This is a genomic window from Exiguobacterium sp. Leaf187 (assembly GCF_001423925.1).
GTDB classification, from domain to species: Bacteria; Bacillota; Bacilli; order Exiguobacteriales; family Exiguobacteriaceae; genus Exiguobacterium_A; species Exiguobacterium_A indicum.
This window is the reverse complement of the sequence record NZ_LMPR01000009.1, coordinates 1,489,912-1,507,065: the sequence shown is the minus strand read 5'-3', so window position 1 is coordinate 1,507,065 and position 17,154 is coordinate 1,489,912. Positions and strand designations below refer to the sequence as shown.

Annotated in this window: 18 protein-coding genes, 1 tRNA gene and 1 pseudogene; 17 read left to right on the top strand and 3 right to left on the bottom strand. The window is 49.0% G+C overall.

Features of this window, described 5'->3' with window-relative positions:
* The first annotated feature begins 85 nt into the window (after nucleotides 1-85).
* A complete protein-coding gene (locus ASF99_RS12075) occupies nucleotides 86-1,195 on the top strand; it encodes a DUF4097 family beta strand repeat-containing protein (RefSeq protein ID WP_035396288.1) in 1,110 nt (369 codons plus the stop codon).
* A gap of 248 nt (nucleotides 1,196-1,443) precedes the next feature.
* On the opposite strand, the gene ASF99_RS12070 is transcribed toward ASF99_RS12075, so the two are convergent.
* On the bottom strand, nucleotides 1,444-1,827 hold the full coding sequence (locus tag ASF99_RS12070; RefSeq protein WP_055968926.1) for a hypothetical protein: 384 nt from the start codon (nucleotides 1,825-1,827) through the stop codon (nucleotides 1,444-1,446).
* A 126-nt stretch (nucleotides 1,828-1,953) separates the two neighbouring features.
* On the opposite strand from ASF99_RS12070, the gene hprK reads away from it, so the two are divergent.
* From hprK to ASF99_RS12015, 11 genes are all read left to right on the top strand, one after another.
* Complete coding sequence (gene hprK / locus ASF99_RS12065; protein WP_023469231.1) at nucleotides 1,954-2,889, top strand: HPr(Ser) kinase/phosphatase; 936 nt, start codon at nucleotides 1,954-1,956, stop codon at nucleotides 2,887-2,889.
* The gene (lgt, locus tag ASF99_RS12060) at nucleotides 2,889-3,722 is read left to right on the top strand and encodes a prolipoprotein diacylglyceryl transferase (protein ID WP_023469230.1); all 834 of its coding nucleotides are present in this window, start codon (nucleotides 2,889-2,891) and stop codon (nucleotides 3,720-3,722) included. The genes hprK and lgt overlap by 1 nt, the downstream gene beginning before the upstream one ends.
* Before the next feature lie 3 nt (nucleotides 3,723-3,725).
* Nucleotides 3,726-4,382, top strand: a complete 657-nt coding sequence (gene ppaX / locus ASF99_RS12055; protein ID WP_035396294.1) for a pyrophosphatase PpaX — start codon at nucleotides 3,726-3,728, stop codon at nucleotides 4,380-4,382.
* Complete coding sequence (locus tag ASF99_RS12050) at nucleotides 4,366-4,848, top strand: acyltransferase (protein WP_035396297.1); 483 nt, start codon at nucleotides 4,366-4,368, stop codon at nucleotides 4,846-4,848. Before ppaX ends, ASF99_RS12050 begins: the two co-directional genes overlap by 17 nt.
* A 30-nt stretch (nucleotides 4,849-4,878) precedes the next feature.
* Nucleotides 4,879-5,259 (top strand): sporulation phosphorelay system protein KapB, encoded by a 381-nt coding sequence (kapB, locus tag ASF99_RS12045; RefSeq protein ID WP_055968923.1) that lies wholly within the window; start codon nucleotides 4,879-4,881, stop codon nucleotides 5,257-5,259.
* A gap of 96 nt (nucleotides 5,260-5,355) precedes the next feature.
* Nucleotides 5,356-6,840: a tetratricopeptide repeat protein gene (locus ASF99_RS12040; protein WP_035396300.1), complete on the top strand. Its 1,485-nt coding sequence runs from the start codon at nucleotides 5,356-5,358 to the stop codon at nucleotides 6,838-6,840.
* Between the two features lie 61 nt (nucleotides 6,841-6,901).
* Entirely contained in the window at nucleotides 6,902-7,864 is a 963-nt protein-coding gene (trxB, locus tag ASF99_RS12035; RefSeq protein ID WP_023469225.1) for a thioredoxin-disulfide reductase, read from the top strand.
* 111 nt (nucleotides 7,865-7,975) lie between these two features.
* Nucleotides 7,976-8,845 (top strand): RNase adapter RapZ, encoded by an 870-nt coding sequence (rapZ, locus tag ASF99_RS12030; RefSeq protein ID WP_055968920.1) that lies wholly within the window; start codon nucleotides 7,976-7,978, stop codon nucleotides 8,843-8,845.
* On the top strand, nucleotides 8,845-9,843 hold the full coding sequence (locus ASF99_RS12025) for a gluconeogenesis factor YvcK family protein (protein WP_055968917.1): 999 nt from the start codon (nucleotides 8,845-8,847) through the stop codon (nucleotides 9,841-9,843). Before rapZ ends, ASF99_RS12025 begins: the two co-directional genes overlap by 1 nt.
* Nucleotides 9,840-10,796, top strand: coding sequence for a DNA-binding protein WhiA (whiA, locus tag ASF99_RS12020; RefSeq protein WP_023469222.1), 957 nt, complete (start codon nucleotides 9,840-9,842; stop codon nucleotides 10,794-10,796). The genes ASF99_RS12025 and whiA overlap by 4 nt, the downstream gene beginning before the upstream one ends.
* 82 nt (nucleotides 10,797-10,878) lie before the next feature.
* Entirely contained in the window at nucleotides 10,879-11,115 is a 237-nt protein-coding gene (locus tag ASF99_RS12015; protein WP_023469221.1) for a hypothetical protein, read from the top strand.
* A 121-nt stretch (nucleotides 11,116-11,236) separates the two neighbouring features.
* Here ASF99_RS12015 and clpP read toward each other — a convergent pair.
* Nucleotides 11,237-11,821: pseudogene (gene clpP / locus ASF99_RS12010) on the bottom strand (ATP-dependent Clp endopeptidase proteolytic subunit ClpP); the annotation flags it as partial.
* Between the two features lie 182 nt (nucleotides 11,822-12,003).
* Nucleotides 12,004-12,079, bottom strand: a tRNA-Arg gene (locus ASF99_RS12005).
* A 153-nt stretch (nucleotides 12,080-12,232) separates the two neighbouring features.
* On the opposite strand from ASF99_RS12005, the gene ASF99_RS12000 reads away from it, so the two are divergent.
* The 5 genes from ASF99_RS12000 (at nucleotide 12,233) to ASF99_RS11980 (ending at nucleotide 17,137) form a co-directional block, all read left to right on the top strand.
* On the top strand, nucleotides 12,233-13,375 hold the full coding sequence (locus ASF99_RS12000; RefSeq protein ID WP_055968912.1) for an RNA polymerase factor sigma-54: 1,143 nt from the start codon (nucleotides 12,233-12,235) through the stop codon (nucleotides 13,373-13,375).
* Complete coding sequence (locus ASF99_RS11995) at nucleotides 13,366-13,626, top strand: glutaredoxin family protein (RefSeq protein WP_023469219.1); 261 nt, start codon at nucleotides 13,366-13,368, stop codon at nucleotides 13,624-13,626. The genes ASF99_RS12000 and ASF99_RS11995 overlap by 10 nt, the downstream gene beginning before the upstream one ends.
* A gap of 115 nt (nucleotides 13,627-13,741) precedes the next feature.
* The gene (locus tag ASF99_RS11990; RefSeq protein ID WP_023469218.1) at nucleotides 13,742-14,770 is read left to right on the top strand and encodes a sugar-binding transcriptional regulator; all 1,029 of its coding nucleotides are present in this window, start codon (nucleotides 13,742-13,744) and stop codon (nucleotides 14,768-14,770) included.
* 53 nt (nucleotides 14,771-14,823) lie between these two features.
* Complete coding sequence (gap, locus tag ASF99_RS11985; protein ID WP_023469217.1) at nucleotides 14,824-15,831, top strand: type I glyceraldehyde-3-phosphate dehydrogenase; 1,008 nt, start codon at nucleotides 14,824-14,826, stop codon at nucleotides 15,829-15,831.
* Between the two features lie 121 nt (nucleotides 15,832-15,952).
* Nucleotides 15,953-17,137 (top strand): phosphoglycerate kinase, encoded by a 1,185-nt coding sequence (locus ASF99_RS11980; RefSeq protein WP_035396304.1) that lies wholly within the window; start codon nucleotides 15,953-15,955, stop codon nucleotides 17,135-17,137.
* Nucleotides 17,138-17,154: the final 17 nt, after the last annotated feature.

Below are 17,154 nucleotides of genomic sequence, written 5' to 3'. Positions count from 1 at the left end.
GGATTCGTAGGAAGGAACTAAGGGAACTTAAACGAAAGTATCATGTAACACACGTTTGAGGTTCAAGAATAGGAGGGAACGGTTCATGAAGCAAGATATGCGTCAATTGATATTGGAGCAAGTCAAAGAAGGAAAGTTAACGATTGATGAGGCACTCGATAAACTCGAGCGGCTCGAAGCGATCGACGAACGTGCAACTTCTGCCAGTGAACATAAGTACGTCGATGAACCAGAACAATATGATCGGGTCGACCAGTATTCCGTCGATTCACTGACGACGAAAGTCATGTCAGCGTTCGATAATCTCGTCAGCCGGATCAAGGACAGTGATCTTTCGCTTAATCAGGCGTCCGGTCCGAACGTCACCTACGTCAAACAATTCCCGTTCAGCGGTGAGACGGTTCACGTCGATCTGTTCAATGCGAACTTGGTCGTCGAACCGAGTGATCTTGAAGAATGCGAATTGACGGTGACGGGACGTCCGCTTCGTCGCCAACAGGTGACAGAAGAACAAGCGCTTGAGCAACTTCAGGCAGCCGTTCAACATGCGGTCTCAGCGAACACGCTCTCGATCCGCTTGAAGGATAAGAGTGTCCGTGCGACGGTCCATCTGAAAGTTCCGCGCCGTCATTACGAATCATTCGTCTTACAGACGCTGAACGGGGAAATTTCGTTGACGTCACTTGATACGACATCCGCTCAACTGATGACAGCAAACGGTCGAGTCAACGTTCGTGATTTGTTCAGTGAGGATGTCAAAGTATCGACAGCGAACGGTTCGATCGAAATCGAAGAGTCGGAGTTGAAAGTCTTGAAAGCGAAGACAGCCAATGGACAAATCATCACGACAGGTGTCTTCGAACGTTCAGAACTAAAAACGGCGAACGGAAACGTCCGCTGCGAGCTGAAGACCGTGCAAAATGCGAAAGTCAAAGCGTCATCGCTTGCCGGAAGCATCGCCTTGATGTTGCCGCACGGCGCTGAAGTCTACGGGGAGCTTGAGACGAACTTCGGTGGTCTCAACTGCAACCTCGATGATATGGAATTGATCCGGGATCAAAAAGAAATCGTCAACCGGAAGCTCCATTTCGTATCAGGTCGCGGTCGTTCACCAAAAATTGAGGTCGAAGCCGATACGAAGACAGGTACGATTTCGGTCACGCACGGTGTTCACCTCAGTCCACAAGCGTTATAAGCATACCAGCGCAACTTCTTGAAAAAGAGGTTGCGCTTTTCTTATGACGTCGCATCCGCTTTGCGTGCTTTCCTCAGGCGAGACACAAGCCGCGGCTACGTCGTTCTAGGAACGAGTAGCCGGGTCTCGTTTGTCTCTGACAGCGCGGATGACCGCACTTTTTCCTGTAGGAGTCACGCGAGCGGAGCTTCGTCAGCTGCATAGACAAAAACACCCATCCTCATAAGAAGATGGGTGTAGTTCCTACATCAATAATCGTAATCCTGATCCATCATCGGCTCGTCGAAGTTCATGTTCTCGATATTATTCATATCGTAACCGAACGAGAGCAAGGCAATGACACCGATGATTGCAAGAACGATTGAAACGAGAATCAGACCGATTCCGAGCCAACTCTTTCTGCGTGCGCGATTCCAATAGAAGATGATCGCGAGGACGTAGGAAATGAATGAACCACTAATAAAGATTCCGATGATCGAGATGATGAAGAATAAGAGGGCAGTTTGATCTTGATTACGCGAATACGCTTTCCACATATCAATCAGTGAGATAATGAGATAGACGAAACCAGCAATCGCTAGAACTGCAAATAAGATAATGACTAAAATCAATCCGATACCACCGCCTGACATCACGGCAAAACCTCCTTCAAAATATTAACTCTTTATTCCATTCCCAAGAAATCATGCTTCTAATCCAATTCCATGAATCGAATAAAAATATGGTACAATACTTCAAGTGAAAGGGGCTGACGAAGCGTGCAACCAAAAGTGCGAACAGCTGAAATCGTAAAACAATTCAATCTCCACATCGTCACGGGAGAAGAGGGCTTACACCGCCCGATTCTGACGGCTGATTTGTGCCGACCTGGCCTTGTGCTTGCCGGTTATTATGCCTATTACCCGGCAGAACGTCTCCAGATTCTCGGAAAAACAGAATTGACGTTCTTCAATAATTTAACGTACGAGGAACAACGCGAACGAGCGAATGTCCTCTGTACGGATGAAACACCTGGTATCTTGATCACACGTGGATTTGACGTACCGGAAGCGATCATCCAAGCCGCGGACGAGACGAACGTACCACTGTTGACGACAAAAGGGCATACGACATCGGTCGAGTCACAGATCACGAACTTCCTCGAAGCGGAACTTGCGCCAACGACGGCGATGCATGGTGTCCTCGTCGATATCTATGGTGTCGGTGTCTTCATCAAAGGGGCAAGTGGTGTCGGTAAATCGGAAACGGCACTCGAACTCGTTAAGCGAGGTCACCGCCTAGTGGCAGATGACTCAGTTGAGATTCGTCAAACTGGTGACGGGATTCTCGTTGGGACAGCACCGAAGTTGATTCAACATCTGCTTGAGATTCGTGGAATCGGGATCATCGATGTGATGACGTTGTTCGGTGCAGGTGCGGTTCGCTCGCATAAGAAGATCAGCCTCGTCTGTAACCTCGAGATTTGGGATCAATCGAAAGTCTATGACCGCGTCGGTCTGGACCAAGAGACACTCCAAATCATCGATACGGAAATTCCGTTCCTGACGATTCCGGTTCGTCCCGGACGAAACCTTGCTGTCATCATCGAAGTCGCAGCGATGAACTATCGTCTGAAGAACATGGGCATCAACACAGCAGAAGAATTCGCGGGACGTCTCGCGCAAGCAATTGAAGATGGGAATGGTGGTCTTTGATGGGAACTTTAGCCTCTGTACAACCAACGTTTGACCGCGTGGCGATTGAACTCGGTCCTGTACCGATTTACTGGTACGGCATCGTCATCGCACTCGGTGCGGTCGTCGGTCTCCTGATCGCAATCTTCGAGTCGAAGCGAATCGGCTTCAACGAAGAGTATGCGGTCGATGTCGTCATCTGGTCGATTCCGATCAGTATCATCTGTGCCCGGATTTACTACGTCGCGTTCGAGTGGAACTACTATAGTCAACATCTTGACCAAATCATCAATATCCGCCAAGGTGGGATCGCGATTCACGGTGCGATCATCGGTGCGATTTTGACGGTCATTATCTATACGCGTAAGAAAAAGATCTCGTTCTGGCAAATCGCTGATATCTTGGCACCATCCCTCTTGTTCGGACAAGCCGTCGGACGCTGGGGTAACTTCTTCAACCAAGAAGCACACGGTGGCGAAACGACATGGTCGTACTTACAAGATACGCTGCACTTACCGAACTGGATCGTTAACCAGATGTACATCGACGGGACGTACTACCTACCGACGTTTCTCTATGAAAGCATCTGGAACATCATCGGTGTCATTCTGTTGATCGTCTGGCGGATGAAGTTCAATCCACGTCGTGGGTATGTCTTCCTCGGTTATCTTGTGTGGTATTCAATCGGACGCTTTTATATTGAAGGACTCCGGACGGACAGTCTGATGATGGGGGATGGACTCCGGACAGCGCAAATCGTCTCAATCTGTCTGATCATCTTCGGTGTGATCATGATGGTTGTTCGCCGTAACGCCGTTCGTTACTTGGACGGTTCGAAAAAGGAGGCGAAGTAATCGATGATTCGCACGCTACTGTTTGATTTAGATGGAACGTTGATCGATACGAATCCATTGATCTTAAAAAGCTTCGAGCATACGCTCAGTTACTATTATCCGGACCGGACGTTTACGGAAGCGGAACTGCTTCCGTTCATCGGTCCGACGCTTGAGAAGTCGTTCTCGGCAATGAATGCGGAACAGTGGAAAGAGATGGTCGCTTTTTACCGTAGCTACAACATCGCGATGCATGATGCGCTCGTGCTCGAGTATCCGGGTGTGCTCGACGGATTACGTCGACTGCATGAAGCAGGATACAAGATGGCGGTCGTCACGTCGAAAAGTCGTCGTGTCGCTCTCCGCGGCATCGAGTTGTTTGGATTGACGTCACTCTTTGACGCTGTCATCGCAGCCGACGACGTAACGGAAGAAAAACCAGCTGTCGAGCCGTTCGAAAAAGCGATGCAGTTGCTTGGAGCAACAGCAGACGAAACGATCATGGTCGGTGACAACGATACGGACATTCTCGGTGGTAAGAACGCGGGACTGAAGACGGTCGCGGTCGGTTGGGCGATCAAAGGACGCGCGTACTTAGAGGCACTCGAGCCGGATGTCATCATTGATTCGATGGATCATCTTGCTGCTTGGCTGGAGGAACAAAATGGCGCGGCGAACTGATCGGTTTCAGGTCGGAACGACGAATCCACTCTGGCACATGTACCGGACGGTGTCGTTCTTTAAAGTGATGTGGTGCTTTACGATCATCACGATCGGTCGGTTTGCTCCGTCGCTACGTTTTAAGAACGCACTCTACCGGACATGTCTTCGGATGAAGATCGGGGAGAAGACGGCACTTGCCTTGATGGTGATGCCGGACACGATGTTCCCGGAGCGGATCACGATTGGTGATAATACGATCATCGGCTTCAATACGACGATTCTCTGTCATGAATATTTGACGACGGAGTATCGTTTAGGTGACGTCGTCATCGGAAGCAATGTTTTGATCGGTGCGAACGTGACGATCCTACCGGGCGTAACGATTGGAGATGGTGCCGTCGTTGGTGCCGGATCAGTCGTTCACCGGGACATTGCACCGAATGAACGGGTCTCGAGTCAGCCGCTTCGCCGGCATGAAATGTGACAAAACTGTGAGAAGGAAGAAGGAAAAAAGATGACGCACATCCGCTTTACGTATAAGACAGGAAAGTATTTCGGAAGATTATTCGCCGAACGTCCACAAGGTCTCGTCGTTGAGGTGTTGGCTGTTGAGAAGCATCCCGTTCAAGGGGATCTTCACCAACCGGACCAAGTCGATGTTCCACTCTTCCATATCCGGACCGCCTTGCATAAGCACGAAAAGATCACGGTTTCACCCGCAGTCGTTTATGCGTATGACGGAGAGATTCCCGATTATGCGACGAGCTTACGGCAGGCATATGACAAGGACGTGGCACGTCTTGAAGGACTGAATCCAGAGACGGATGCTTTTGTACGAAAATGCTTAGAGAATTACAAAGAACTGGAATCGATTTATGCGAAACGCTGGGGATGAACTCCGGCGTTTTTTTCTGTTGCATGCCTCCTAGAGATAGGGTATTCTTGTGTCTGCAACTACGAAACCAGTTTACTATTTATGGGGGCTTGAATCATGATGGAATTAACCAAATACAAAGCAGACCCCTTTGCGATAACAGCGCGCCAAGCGGAACTTTTTTATTTCCGCGGACGGAAGGCGCACCGGGAAGGGCGACTGGACGAAGCCGTCTATCATTTAGATGAGGCGACGACACTTCAGCCAGCGGACATCCGTTATTTGCTCCGTTATGCCCGTGTCTTATTCGAGACAGGAGAAATCAATCATGCGAATGATGTCTTGAAACAAGTACGCGCACTCGACGCATCAAATACGGAAGCACTCTTTTATCTAGCGAATAACTACGCACACGTCTCACTTTACGAAGAAGCGCGACAGCATGCGATGGAATATTTAGAGCAAGCACCAAACGGCAAACACGCGGAGGCATCGGCCGCACTCGTGGAACTAATTGATCTCGAACAAGAGATGGAAGACGACGAAGAGGATGAATTGATTCGTCTGCACGGTCAGGCACAACGCCAGATCGATAAAGGAATGCTGTTCGCGGCACAGGAGACGCTGACGGGACTGATTGCCCAGTACCCGACGTTCTGGCCTGCCTACAACAACCTCGCGATCGTCGAGTTCTATTTAGGAGAGAACGATCAGGCATTCGCTTCCCTTGAACGGGTCCTTGAAGGGAATCCGGGGAATTTGCATGCCCTTTGTAATACGCTCGTCTTGCTACACGAGATGGGTCAGGACGAAGAGGCGCATCGTCTCTCCCGTCAGCTCGAACACGTGCGTTCCGTGCACCTTGAGACACGTTATAAGGTCGCATCGACTTTAGCAATCATCGGACGATACGATATCGCCTATGAAGAGTTGAAGTTGCTCGAGCGTCGCGGATACCGGGGAGACCCACTCTTTGGTCACTGGTTATCAATCTCTGCCTATAAGACAGGACACGTCGAAGAAGCAGCCGCTTTCTTGAAGTCGGACGAAGCACAAGCGTTAAAGGAAGAGACGGATACGTATGACATTCGGCACAACCTGCAGTTTCGCTCGGCACTCATCCAAGCGCTGAAGACGGAAGATGATGTCTCGCGGATCTTTACGGCACTTCTCCTTGGCAAACTGAACGATGCTGAAGCACGGCTTGCATTGTCGATGATGCCAGAAGTGACAGATCAGGAAGACGTCCTGTTATTGACGGAACAGATTGTCATCGAGATGGAAGGACGGACTGATGTCGTGGATGAACGCATTCATCGGGCATTGCAGACAATCCGTCTTGCGGAACGGTTCGTTTCAGACGAAGAACGGATGAGTCTCGAAGGGGATTTTTATGAACGCTTCGCACAGCTCGTCTTAAGTGGGGAATCGTTTGATTCGATTGAAGCATCTGCTGCATCACTGCTTTATCTGTTCCATGATTTACGGGACGGGATGTTGATCGAGGAATGTGCATCACTCGTCGATTGTTCGTTCGATCACGTCGCATCGATGATCCGGACACATGAACGGATGTTGGCACCGCTACAAGCAAAGTGTTAGACGTTTAGGCGATTCTCACCTATACTCAAACTACAACGATTACGATAAATGGGGTGGAATCATGGCGGAAACAGAACAAAAAATTTATGACGTCATCATCATCGGGGCAGGACCTGCTGGGATGACAGCCGCACTTTATGCATCACGTGCGAACCTTTCGACATTGATGATCGAACGCGGGATTCCGGGCGGTCAGATGGCGAACACAGAAGATATCGAGAACTACCCAGGATACGATAGCATCCTCGGACCCGATCTCTCGCAAAAAATGTTCGACCACTCGAAAGCATTCGGCGCAGAATATGCGTACGGAGACGTTCGAAGCATCGAAGACGGTAAAGCATACAAAACGATTCACGCACACAACAAAGATTACTACGCACGGGCGATCATCATCGCGTCTGGTGCACAATATAAGAAAATCGGCGTACCGGGTGAAGAAGAACTCGGCGGTCGCGGTGTCTCGTACTGTGCTGTCTGTGACGGCGCGTTCTTTAAAGAAAAAGAACTCTTCGTCATCGGTGGAGGCGACTCTGCTGTTGAAGAAGGCGTCTACTTGACACGCTTCGCGAAAAAAGTCACGATCGTACACCGTCGTGACGAGCTCCGCGCTCAAAAGATTCTTCAAAAACGTGCGTTCGACAACCCGAAAATCGACTTTATCTGGAACCATACGGTTAAACAGATTAACGAACAAGACGGGAAAGTCGGCGGTATCGAGTTGATCAATACAAAAACAGCTGATGTGACGACGCATCCGATCGATGGTGTCTTCATCTACATCGGGATGAATCCGATCACAGGCTACGTCCAAGACCTCGGTATCTTGAACGACCAAGGCTACGTCGTGACAAACGAAGCGATGGAAACGAACATCAAAGGCATCTTTGCTGCTGGTGACGTTCGTGAAAAAACATTGCGTCAAGTCGTTACAGCGACAAACGATGGTTCGATTGCCGCGCAAAACGCGCAACACTTCATCGAAGCGTTACTTGAAGAATTACAAGAATCCTCACACGCGTAATAACGAACCAGTTTCATTGAAGGTACCTTCAGTGAGGCTGGCTCTTTTTTTATGATATACTGAGAAAGAAGCGAAAAATACACACGGAACTGTTGTCTGGAGGGCGAAAAGATGGAACAGAATCAACCGCAACTTGTGATCATTACGGGTATGAGTGGGGCTGGTAAGACAGTCGCAATGAACAGCTTTGAGGATTTAGGCTATTTCTGCGTTGACAATCTACCACCGACGTTATTGCCACAACTCATCGAAGTCATCGGACAAGTGCGTCCTAAAATCGCCGTTGCCATCGATACACGTGCGCGTGATTTCATTGATAGTTTTTTTGTCGTTTATGAGGATTTGAAAAAGACGAACTTACAGACTCGGATGCTCTATCTCGATGCGCGTAACGACGTCCTTGTACGCCGTTATAAGGAATCACGTCGTTCCCATCCTCTTGCACCGACTGACTCACCGCTGATCGGAATTGAACGTGAGCGGACGTTGCTTGAAGGGTTCCGTGATAAAGCACAAATGCTGATCGATACGAGTGACATTAAACCACTTGCCTTAAAAGAACGTTTGCTGAAAGAGTTTACGACAGGAGAGCGGATTCCGTTTACAGTCAACGTCATGTCGTTTGGCTTCAAACACGGATTGCCGCTTGATGCCGATCTTGTCTTTGACCTCCGGTTCTTACCGAACCCGTTCTACATTCCGGAACTGCGTCCAAAGACAGGACTCGATGAGGAAGTCGCGTCCTACGTCATGCAGTGGCCGGAAGCGAAGCTGTTTTATAAAAAACTCGTTGATCTACTCGAGTTCTTGATTCCGCAATATGAGCGGGAAGGAAAGTCGCAACTCGTGATCGCCCTCGGCTGTACAGGCGGGAAACACCGGTCGATCACGTTCGCGGAAGCCATCAGCAAGGAATTCGCGACGCAGTATCACATCGAGACGAATCACCGGGATTATGTGCATGCGAAGGAGGAGAAGTGATGAAATGGGAACGTAAAGTCGTCGCCATCGGTGGCGGGACAGGACTCTCAACGCTTCTTCGTGGACTGAAGCATTACCCGCTCGACATTACAGCGATCGTTACGGTCGCGGATGACGGCGGCAGTTCTGGTCGTCTGCGGACGGAGTTTAATATGTTGCCACCAGGCGATATTCGCAATGTCATCGTCGCCTTGTCGAAATCGGAAACCTTGATGGACCGAATCATGCAGTACCGGTTTGAGACCGGCGAAGGATTGCATGGGCATTCGCTCGGCAACTTGATGCTGACGGCAGCGACACAACTCTGTAATGGTTCGTTCGTCGAAGCGATCGGTGTCATGGGACAATTGTTGAACGCAGAAGGAAAAGTCTATCCGGCGACGGAACGGACAATTACGTTATGTGCCGAATTTGAGGACGGGACGATCGTTAAAGGAGAGTCACTGATTCCAACGGTCGGTAAGAAGATTGAACGAATCTTCCTTGAGGAACAAGACGTCCGTCCGGTACCAGAAGCGATTCAAGCAATTCTTGATGCTGATGTGATCGTCCTTGGACCAGGAAGTCTCTATACGAGTATCATCCCGAACGTCTTGATTGATGAGATCCGGGAAGCGATTCAGCAATCGCTGGCTCCAGTCGTCTATATTTGTAACGTCATGACACAACCAGGCGAGACGACGGCGTTCACTGCCAACGAGCATTTATCGACGCTCGAACGTTTTCTCGGTCAAGGCGTCGTCGATACGATCATCGTCAATAATGAGTCAATCGATGCCGGTTACTTGAAAAAGTATCAAAAGGATCATGCCGACATCGTCACCTATAATGAAAAACAATTCGAGCTCGCAGGCGTCGAAGTGCTGGCAGATGATATCGTCGACTACAATCATCATTTCATTCGCCATGACTCAGATGCGGTCGCTAGCCTCGTCATGCGAAAAGTACTATCGATTCGTCGGATGCGTCAACTCGAAGGGAAGGAGGAGCTGACATGAGCTTTGCCTCAGAAGTCAAAAAAGAATTAACGCAGATTCCGATCACCGATCACGAGATGAAGGCGGAACTCGCGGCGCTCGCCCGGATGAACGGTGCAATCTCGTTCGGTCTCGGACGGGGTCTGACACTCGATATCTCGACCGAGAATGCCTCGATTGCCCGTCGGATCTATTCGCTTTTGAAGAAAGCATATGGTGTCCATCTCGATCTGCTCGTGCGGAAAAAAATGCGTCTGAAAAAGAATAATGTCTATATCGTCCGTGTTAAGCAACAGGCGGACAAGATTTTGCAAGACCTCGGAATTTTAGGGGAAGGGTTCACGATGATTCGTTCGATCAGTGACACGATTTTAAACGATGAACGAAAAGCGCGTGCGTATTTACGAGGAGCATTCCTCGCCGGAGGTTCGCTCAACAATCCGGCGACGTCGTCGTATCACTTAGAGATCTTCAGTTTATATGAAGAACATAATGCGGCGCTCCGCGGTCTATCGAACGTCTTTGATTTAAACGCGAAGGCGATTGAACGAAAAAAAGGGCATATCCTTTATATCAAAGAGAGCGAAAAGATTTCCGATTTTCTCAAGCTCGTCGATGCGACACAATCGATGCTACGGTTCGAGGACGTACGGATCTTAAAAGACATGCGTAACTCGGTCAACCGTCTCGTCAACTGTGAGACAGCGAACCTCAACAAGACGGTCGGTGCGGCATTACGCCAAGTCGAGAACATCAAGTTCCTTGAGCGGACGGTCGGTCTTGACGTCTTACCGGATAAGCTGAAGGAGATCGCGATCTTGCGCGTGACACATCAAGACGTGACGTTACAAGAGCTCGGGGAGATGGTCGAAAGCGGCTCCATCTCAAAATCAGGAATCAATCACCGGTTGCGGAAGATTGATCAAATCGCTGAAAAAGTACGGAATGGAGAGTCGATGACAGGGGCCTTATAAGAGGGTCGCTTGCGAGATGAACCATAGTCTACTATAATATATAGTCGATGCAACTAAATGTTCGAATTAAGGAGTTTTTGAAATGGCTAACGAAAAGAAACGTATTTCGCTCACTGTAGACGCGAAGTTTGACGAAGTATTAACGAAAAAAGCAAAATCAATCGGTGTACCGAAAAGCACACTCGTTGCGTTCGCAACATCTTTATTCCTGAAACAATTACAAGCAGAAGAAGAGCTTTCGCCACATGCGAACGCGATCTACTCGCTGATTCGTGAAAACCACGACATCGTTTCAGATATCACAGACTTGATCGACTGATCATCGACCTCTCGTTCTACAAGGAACGGGAGGTTTTTTGTTGTATGCAGATGAATAGAGAAGAGTTCGCTTTCCTACAGATACAAAAAAAGTGCCTCCCGAAGGAGACACTCTGGGTGACTTATGCACGTTCCATGACGCGGTCGATGAGACCGTAATCAGCAGCAGCTTGTGCTGACATGAAGTTGTCACGCTCTGTATCGCGTTCGATGACTTCAAGTGGTTGTCCTGTGTTTTCAGCCATGATTTTGTTGAGGTGCTCACGCATTTTGATGATACGCTCCGCATGGATTTTAATATCCGATGCTTGACCTTGTGTACCACCGAGTGGTTGGTGGATCATGATTTCAGCGTTTGGTAACGCGAAACGTTTTCCCTTTGCACCTGCTTGAAGCAAGAACGCACCCATCGATGCTGCCATACCGATACAAATCGTTGAGACTTGTGGCTTGATGAAGTTCATTGTATCGTAAATCGCCATACCGGCAGTGATCGAACCACCTGGGCTGTTGATGTAAAGCGAGATTTCTTTATCTGGATCTTCTGCTGCTAAGAACAGAAGTTGGGCAACGACTGAGTTGGCGACGTTGTCGTCAATCGCGCTCCCAAGAAGGATGATGCGGTCTTTTAGCAAACGTGAGTAGATATCGTAAGCACGTTCCCCGCGGTTTGTTTGTTCGATGACTGTTGGAATTAACATAGTCTTTGCCTCCTTATAGTTGGTATGTAGCTTCCTATTCGACTTATCCTTATCATAATCCTTTGGTCAATATTGGTCAAAAGATACGATGCGACTTTTAGGTATTTTTCCATTACAAGGGCAAACGAAACATATCAATATAGAAAAAAGGCAACGCCATTGCTGGCATTGCCTTGTAGTTGAATAAATGGTACACCCGGAGAGATTCGAACTCCCGACACCTGGTACCGGAAACCAGTGCTCTATCCCCTGAGCTACGGGTGCATCTGATGTACTGAACAATTAATAGTATAGCGACATTTTTTCAGGAAAGCAATAGGGAAGCATGACTTTTCTTTTCCTTAGCGACTTAAAAGAGGCTCAGAGCACGTTTCTTAAAACGTTTCTTCTATAATAAGAAGAGGAGGAGGGGAATCGATGGATCAACGCCAGGAACAGACGCAACAGATGACGTTATCGGCGTCACAACAGTATCAATTACATGTGCTTGAGCAACCAGCTGCTGAGCTCGAGGAGGAATGGCGACGGTTGAAACGACGGTTGCATCGTCATTACCCGAATCAGGTTTCGCTAGAGGTCGAGCAGATGGCAGGTAATATGGCATCCTATGAAGACGAGCTTCTTGCACAAATACGTTTAGAATCAGTCAGACAGGAAATAGGATATATGGCGGAACAACTCATCGTGTATTTAGAAGCGGACGGTTTATTACGGACGTCGGACGAGCAGCTCGCTGCATCCTTCTCGACCGATGTCGCAACGATTACAGAAGCACGGACACTTTTACAACAATGTGAACCAGTCGGCATCGCTGCCCGCTCGGAACGCGAGTGCCAATGGTTACAAGCAATCGAGCTAGACGACACGGAATTGATCGGACTGACGGATCGGCTACGACATGAACCGGCGAGTCAGGTGTTCGCTCAGTTCAGTGAACAGGATCGAGCGCGGTTGCGAAAACGATTGACAAGGCTGAGCCGGACACCGGATCTTCCTAAAGAAGAACGACCGGTCATGGCAGAAGCACGGATTCACCTGTTAGATGGAAAACTTCAGATCGACTGGACGACACTCGATACGGATCAGACGTGGCTCGGATTAAAAGAGGCAACGCCTTTTTTGCGCGCGTACGAACGACGCCGTGTCACGATGCATGCGATCCTCTCAGTTTTGCTTGAGCGACAAGAACGCTGGTTCAAAGGAGAACTGCATCTCGAGCCACTGACGAAAAAACAAGTCGCTGAGGCGACGGGGCATCATCCGTCAACGATTGGTCGAGCGATTTCTGAGAAGTATGTCGAGACGGTCTATGGTCTCGTTGCCCTAGAAGACTTGTTCGTCTCACGGACGACAACCGGAGATTCGAGTTTTTTGATTAAACGGCGGATCGCCGAATACATTCAACACAGCGATCGTCCGTTAAGTGATCAGCAATTGACGGATCGCCTGCAAGCAGACGGTCTGACAGTCGCAAGGCGGACGGTCGCGAAGTACCGGGCAGCGCTTGGTTTAACGAAAAAAACGATGCAGCAAAGGAAGGCGCAATCAGAATGGGATTAAAACGACACAGACACTTAACACTCTATTCACGTCCGGGATGTACGCTATGTGAAGAGGCCGCCATCTTACTCGACTTCGTACTCGATGAGTTTCCGGAATGGACGTTCGAGGAAGTTAACATTGATCAGGATGAAGCGCTCAGTCTACGGTTCTTATATGAGATTCCGGTCGTCATGCATGACGAGGAAATCTGGAGTTATGGCAAATTCGAGACGGAAACGATAAGAAACCGCTTACTTCAAAAAACTTGAGAAACGAGACTTGCAAGGCGAGAAACGGACTGTTATGATAACGGTGTACCAAGTGGGACACGTTATGACATGCGGGACAGAAAGCGTCCAGCTACTTGAGAGGAGAGGGAAATACATGATTCGGCAGTTAGTCCAGATCCAAAAACGAATCGTGCCTGATCTGATCGAAGAAATGCAGACACGCTACGACATCCTTCATTATGTACGACTGATGCAACCGATCGGACGACGTACGCTTGCGACAAGCCTTGGCTTGACGGAACGCGTCTTACGGCGGGAAGTCGACTTCTTGAAGCAGCAAGACCTCCTAGAGGTCGCGACGCAAGGGATGTCCTTGACGGATGAAGGACGAAATGTTCTTCGCAGCATGCACAGCATCATGGGAGAACTCGCAGGGATCTCAGACATGGCGAAAGCCTTGAAAGAGAGACTTGGAGTACGGGACGTCGTCATCGTACCGGGTGATTCCGATGAAACCTTCTGGGTACAGCGAGACATGGGGCGGGCAACCGTCGCACGACTCAAACGAGAGCTTTCTTCAGACCATCACAATACGATCGCTGTCACAGGCGGTACGACGATGGCTTCCGTCGCGGCGATGATGTCGCCAGACAAGGAACACCGTCCGATGACGTTCGTTCCAGCACGCGGAGGACTGGGAGAAACGCTCGAACTACAAGCGAACACAGTATGCTCACGGATGGCATCACGCGCTCAAAGTGATTATCATCTGCTTCACATCCCGGACATGGTCAGTACAGAGACGTTCGTCAAGATGATCGAAGAGCCGAGCATAAAAAATGTGCTTCAAATGATTAAAGGTGCTTCAATCGTGGTACATGGAATTGGTGAGGCGAAAACGATGGCAAAACGTCGTCGTGCGTCTGAGGATCTCCTGACCCGACTGGAACATGAACAGGCAGTAGCGGAAGCATTCGGATATTACTTTGACCGAGACGGGAACATCGTGCACCGGGTCAAGACGGTTGGTCTCCAACTGGCTGACTTGAAGCAAGTCGAACACGTCATCGTCGTCGCAGGTGGTCATTCGAAGGCAGAAGCGATCAACGCCTATGTCAAACAGTCGCCAGACATCATCCTGATTACGGATGAAGGCGCAGCAGCTTCGATTTTGAAAGGGTAACCCCCTTTTGAATAATAGATAACTCGCTTTACATTAAAAGGAGGAAAATTATCATGGCAGTAAAAGTTGGTATTAACGGATTTGGACGTATCGGACGTTTGGCACTTCGTCAAATTCTTCAATTCGATGGAATCGAAGTAGTCGCGATCAACGACCTTACAGACACTAAAATGCTTGCACACCTTCTCAAATATGATACGACTCAAGGTCGTTTCGACGGCGAAGTTGAAGTACACGACGGTTACTTCCTCGTCAACGGTAAAGAAATCAAAACACTTGCTAACCGCAACCCAGAAGAACTCCCATGGGGCGAGCTCGGTGTTGACATCGTTCTCGAATGTACTGGTTTCTTCACAGACAAAGAAAAAGCTGAGCTTCACTTAAAAGCTGGCGCTAAAAAAGTCGTTATCTCTGCACCTGCAACTGGCGACATGAAAACAGTCGTCTTCAACACGAACCACGAAATCCTTGACGGAACTGAAACAGTTATCTCTGGTGCTTCTTGTACTACAAACTGTCTCGCGCCAATGGCTAAAGTTCTCCAAGATCAGTTCGGAATCGTTGAAGGTCTCATGACTACGATCCACGCTTACACTGGTGACCAAAACACACTCGACGCTCCACACCCTAAAGGTGACTTCCGTCGTGCACGTGCGGCAGCAGCAAACATCGTTCCTAACTCAACTGGTGCTGCAAAAGCAATCGGTCTCGTTCTTCCAGAACTTCAAGGTAAACTTGACGGATCTGCACAACGTGTACCAGTCGCTACAGGTTCACTCACTGAACTCGTAACTGTACTCGACAAAAAAGTTTCTGTAGAAGAAGTCAACGCAGCAATGAAAGCAGCTGCTAACGAGTCTTACGGTTACACTGAAGACGAAATCGTTTCTTCTGACATCGTTGGTATCTCTTACGGATCACTCTTCGATGCAACACAAACGAAAGTCATGACAGTCGGCGACAAACAACTCGTTAAAACAGTTGCTTGGTATGACAACGAAATGTCTTACACTAGCCAACTCGTTCGTACACTCAAACACTTCGCAGAAATCGCTAAGTAATTCGAGCAATTAAATAGCAATTGAATAAGAGCGGAAACGATATCAGTCTCCGCTCTTATTGCGGAAAAAAGCGGGAGGGGCATTCGCCCCTCACTATACGTAAGAGACGGAGGACGAATGTATGAATAAGAAATCGATTCGCGACATCGATGTACAAGGAAAACGCGTATTTACACGCGTGGATTTCAACGTACCGTTGGAAGACGGTAAAATCACGGATGACACACGGATCCGTGCTGCACTCCCAACGATCAAACACTTGATCGACGGTGGAGCAAAAGTCATTCTCGCTAGCCACATGGGTCGTCCAAAAGGCGAAAAGAACCCTGAGTTCTCACTTGCACCAGTCGTAGCACGCCTCAGCGAATTGCTTGGTAAAGACATCAAGCTCGTTGAAGAAGCATACGGTCCAGTTGCAGAAGAAGCAGTCAGCAAACTCGAAAACGGCGATGTCGTCGTCTTAGAGAACGTTCGCTTCTACCCTGGTGAAACGAAAAATGACGAAGAGCTCGCTAAAGGATTCGCGAAACTCGCTGACGTCTTCGTCAACGACGCGTTCGGCGCAGCACACCGTGCACACGCATCGACAGAAGGTATCGCACACCATGTCGACACAGCAGTTGCCGGTCTTCTCATCGAAAAAGAACTTCAAGTTCTCGGTAAAGCTCTTTCTAACCCAGATCGCCCGTTCACGGCAATCATCGGTGGTTCGAAAGTAGCGGACAAAATCGGTGTCATCGATCACTTACTCGACATCGTCGATACGTTGATCATCGGTGGCGGCTTATCGTACACGTTCCTCACAGCTCGTGGTATCGAAGTCGGTACTTCACTTCTTGAGGTCGATAAAATCGACCAAGCGAAGGAATTCATGAAGAAAGCAGAAGAAAAAGGCGTTAAGTTCCTCATGCCAATCGACTGCGTCATCACGAAGGAATTCGGAGAAGAAACATATGTCGGACCACGTGACATCACAGAGATCCCAGCCGATCACATGTCACTTGATATCGGTCCAAAAACGGTTGAACTCTATGCAGAGGCAATCAAGAACTCGAAACTCGTCGTCTGGAACGGACCGATGGGCGTATTCGAACTCGATAAATACGCAAACGGTACAAAAGGTGTCGCGCAAGCTCTTGCGGACAGCGATGCGTACTCAATCATCGGCGGTGGCGACTCAGCTGCTGCGGCAGAGAAATTCGGTCTTGCTGACAAAATGAGCCACATCTCTACAGGTGGTGGAGCAAGTCTCGAATTCATGGAAGGGAAAGCTCTTCCTGGTGTCGAAGCGCTAAACGACAAGTAATCTAAGTTCACAAGGGA

Excerpts from the sequence above, each read along its gene's own strand:
- ASF99_RS12075 (WP_035396288.1), top strand. The coding sequence starts at position 86 with ATGAAGCAAGATATGCGTCAATTGATATTGGAGCAAGTCAAAGAAGGA.
- ASF99_RS12070 (WP_055968926.1), bottom strand. The coding sequence starts at position 1,827 with ATGTCAGGCGGTGGTATCGGATTGATTTTAGTCATTATCTTATTTGCA.
- lgt (WP_023469230.1), top strand. The coding sequence starts at position 2,889 with ATGGGAACTTTAGCCTCTGTACAACCAACGTTTGACCGCGTGGCGATT.
- ppaX (WP_035396294.1), top strand. The coding sequence starts at position 3,726 with ATGATTCGCACGCTACTGTTTGATTTAGATGGAACGTTGATCGATACG.
- ASF99_RS12050 (WP_035396297.1), top strand. The coding sequence starts at position 4,366 with ATGGCGCGGCGAACTGATCGGTTTCAGGTCGGAACGACGAATCCACTC.
- kapB (WP_055968923.1), top strand. The coding sequence starts at position 4,879 with ATGACGCACATCCGCTTTACGTATAAGACAGGAAAGTATTTCGGAAGA.
- ASF99_RS12040 (WP_035396300.1), top strand. The coding sequence starts at position 5,356 with ATGATGGAATTAACCAAATACAAAGCAGACCCCTTTGCGATAACAGCG.
- trxB (WP_023469225.1), top strand. The coding sequence starts at position 6,902 with ATGGCGGAAACAGAACAAAAAATTTATGACGTCATCATCATCGGGGCA.
- rapZ (WP_055968920.1), top strand. The coding sequence starts at position 7,976 with ATGGAACAGAATCAACCGCAACTTGTGATCATTACGGGTATGAGTGGG.
- ASF99_RS12025 (WP_055968917.1), top strand. The coding sequence starts at position 8,845 with ATGAAATGGGAACGTAAAGTCGTCGCCATCGGTGGCGGGACAGGACTC.
- whiA (WP_023469222.1), top strand. The coding sequence starts at position 9,840 with ATGAGCTTTGCCTCAGAAGTCAAAAAAGAATTAACGCAGATTCCGATC.
- ASF99_RS12015 (WP_023469221.1), top strand. The coding sequence starts at position 10,879 with ATGGCTAACGAAAAGAAACGTATTTCGCTCACTGTAGACGCGAAGTTT.
- ASF99_RS12000 (WP_055968912.1), top strand. The coding sequence starts at position 12,233 with ATGGATCAACGCCAGGAACAGACGCAACAGATGACGTTATCGGCGTCA.
- ASF99_RS11995 (WP_023469219.1), top strand. The coding sequence starts at position 13,366 with ATGGGATTAAAACGACACAGACACTTAACACTCTATTCACGTCCGGGA.
- ASF99_RS11990 (WP_023469218.1), top strand. The coding sequence starts at position 13,742 with ATGATTCGGCAGTTAGTCCAGATCCAAAAACGAATCGTGCCTGATCTG.
- gap (WP_023469217.1), top strand. The coding sequence starts at position 14,824 with ATGGCAGTAAAAGTTGGTATTAACGGATTTGGACGTATCGGACGTTTG.
- ASF99_RS11980 (WP_035396304.1), top strand. The coding sequence starts at position 15,953 with ATGAATAAGAAATCGATTCGCGACATCGATGTACAAGGAAAACGCGTA.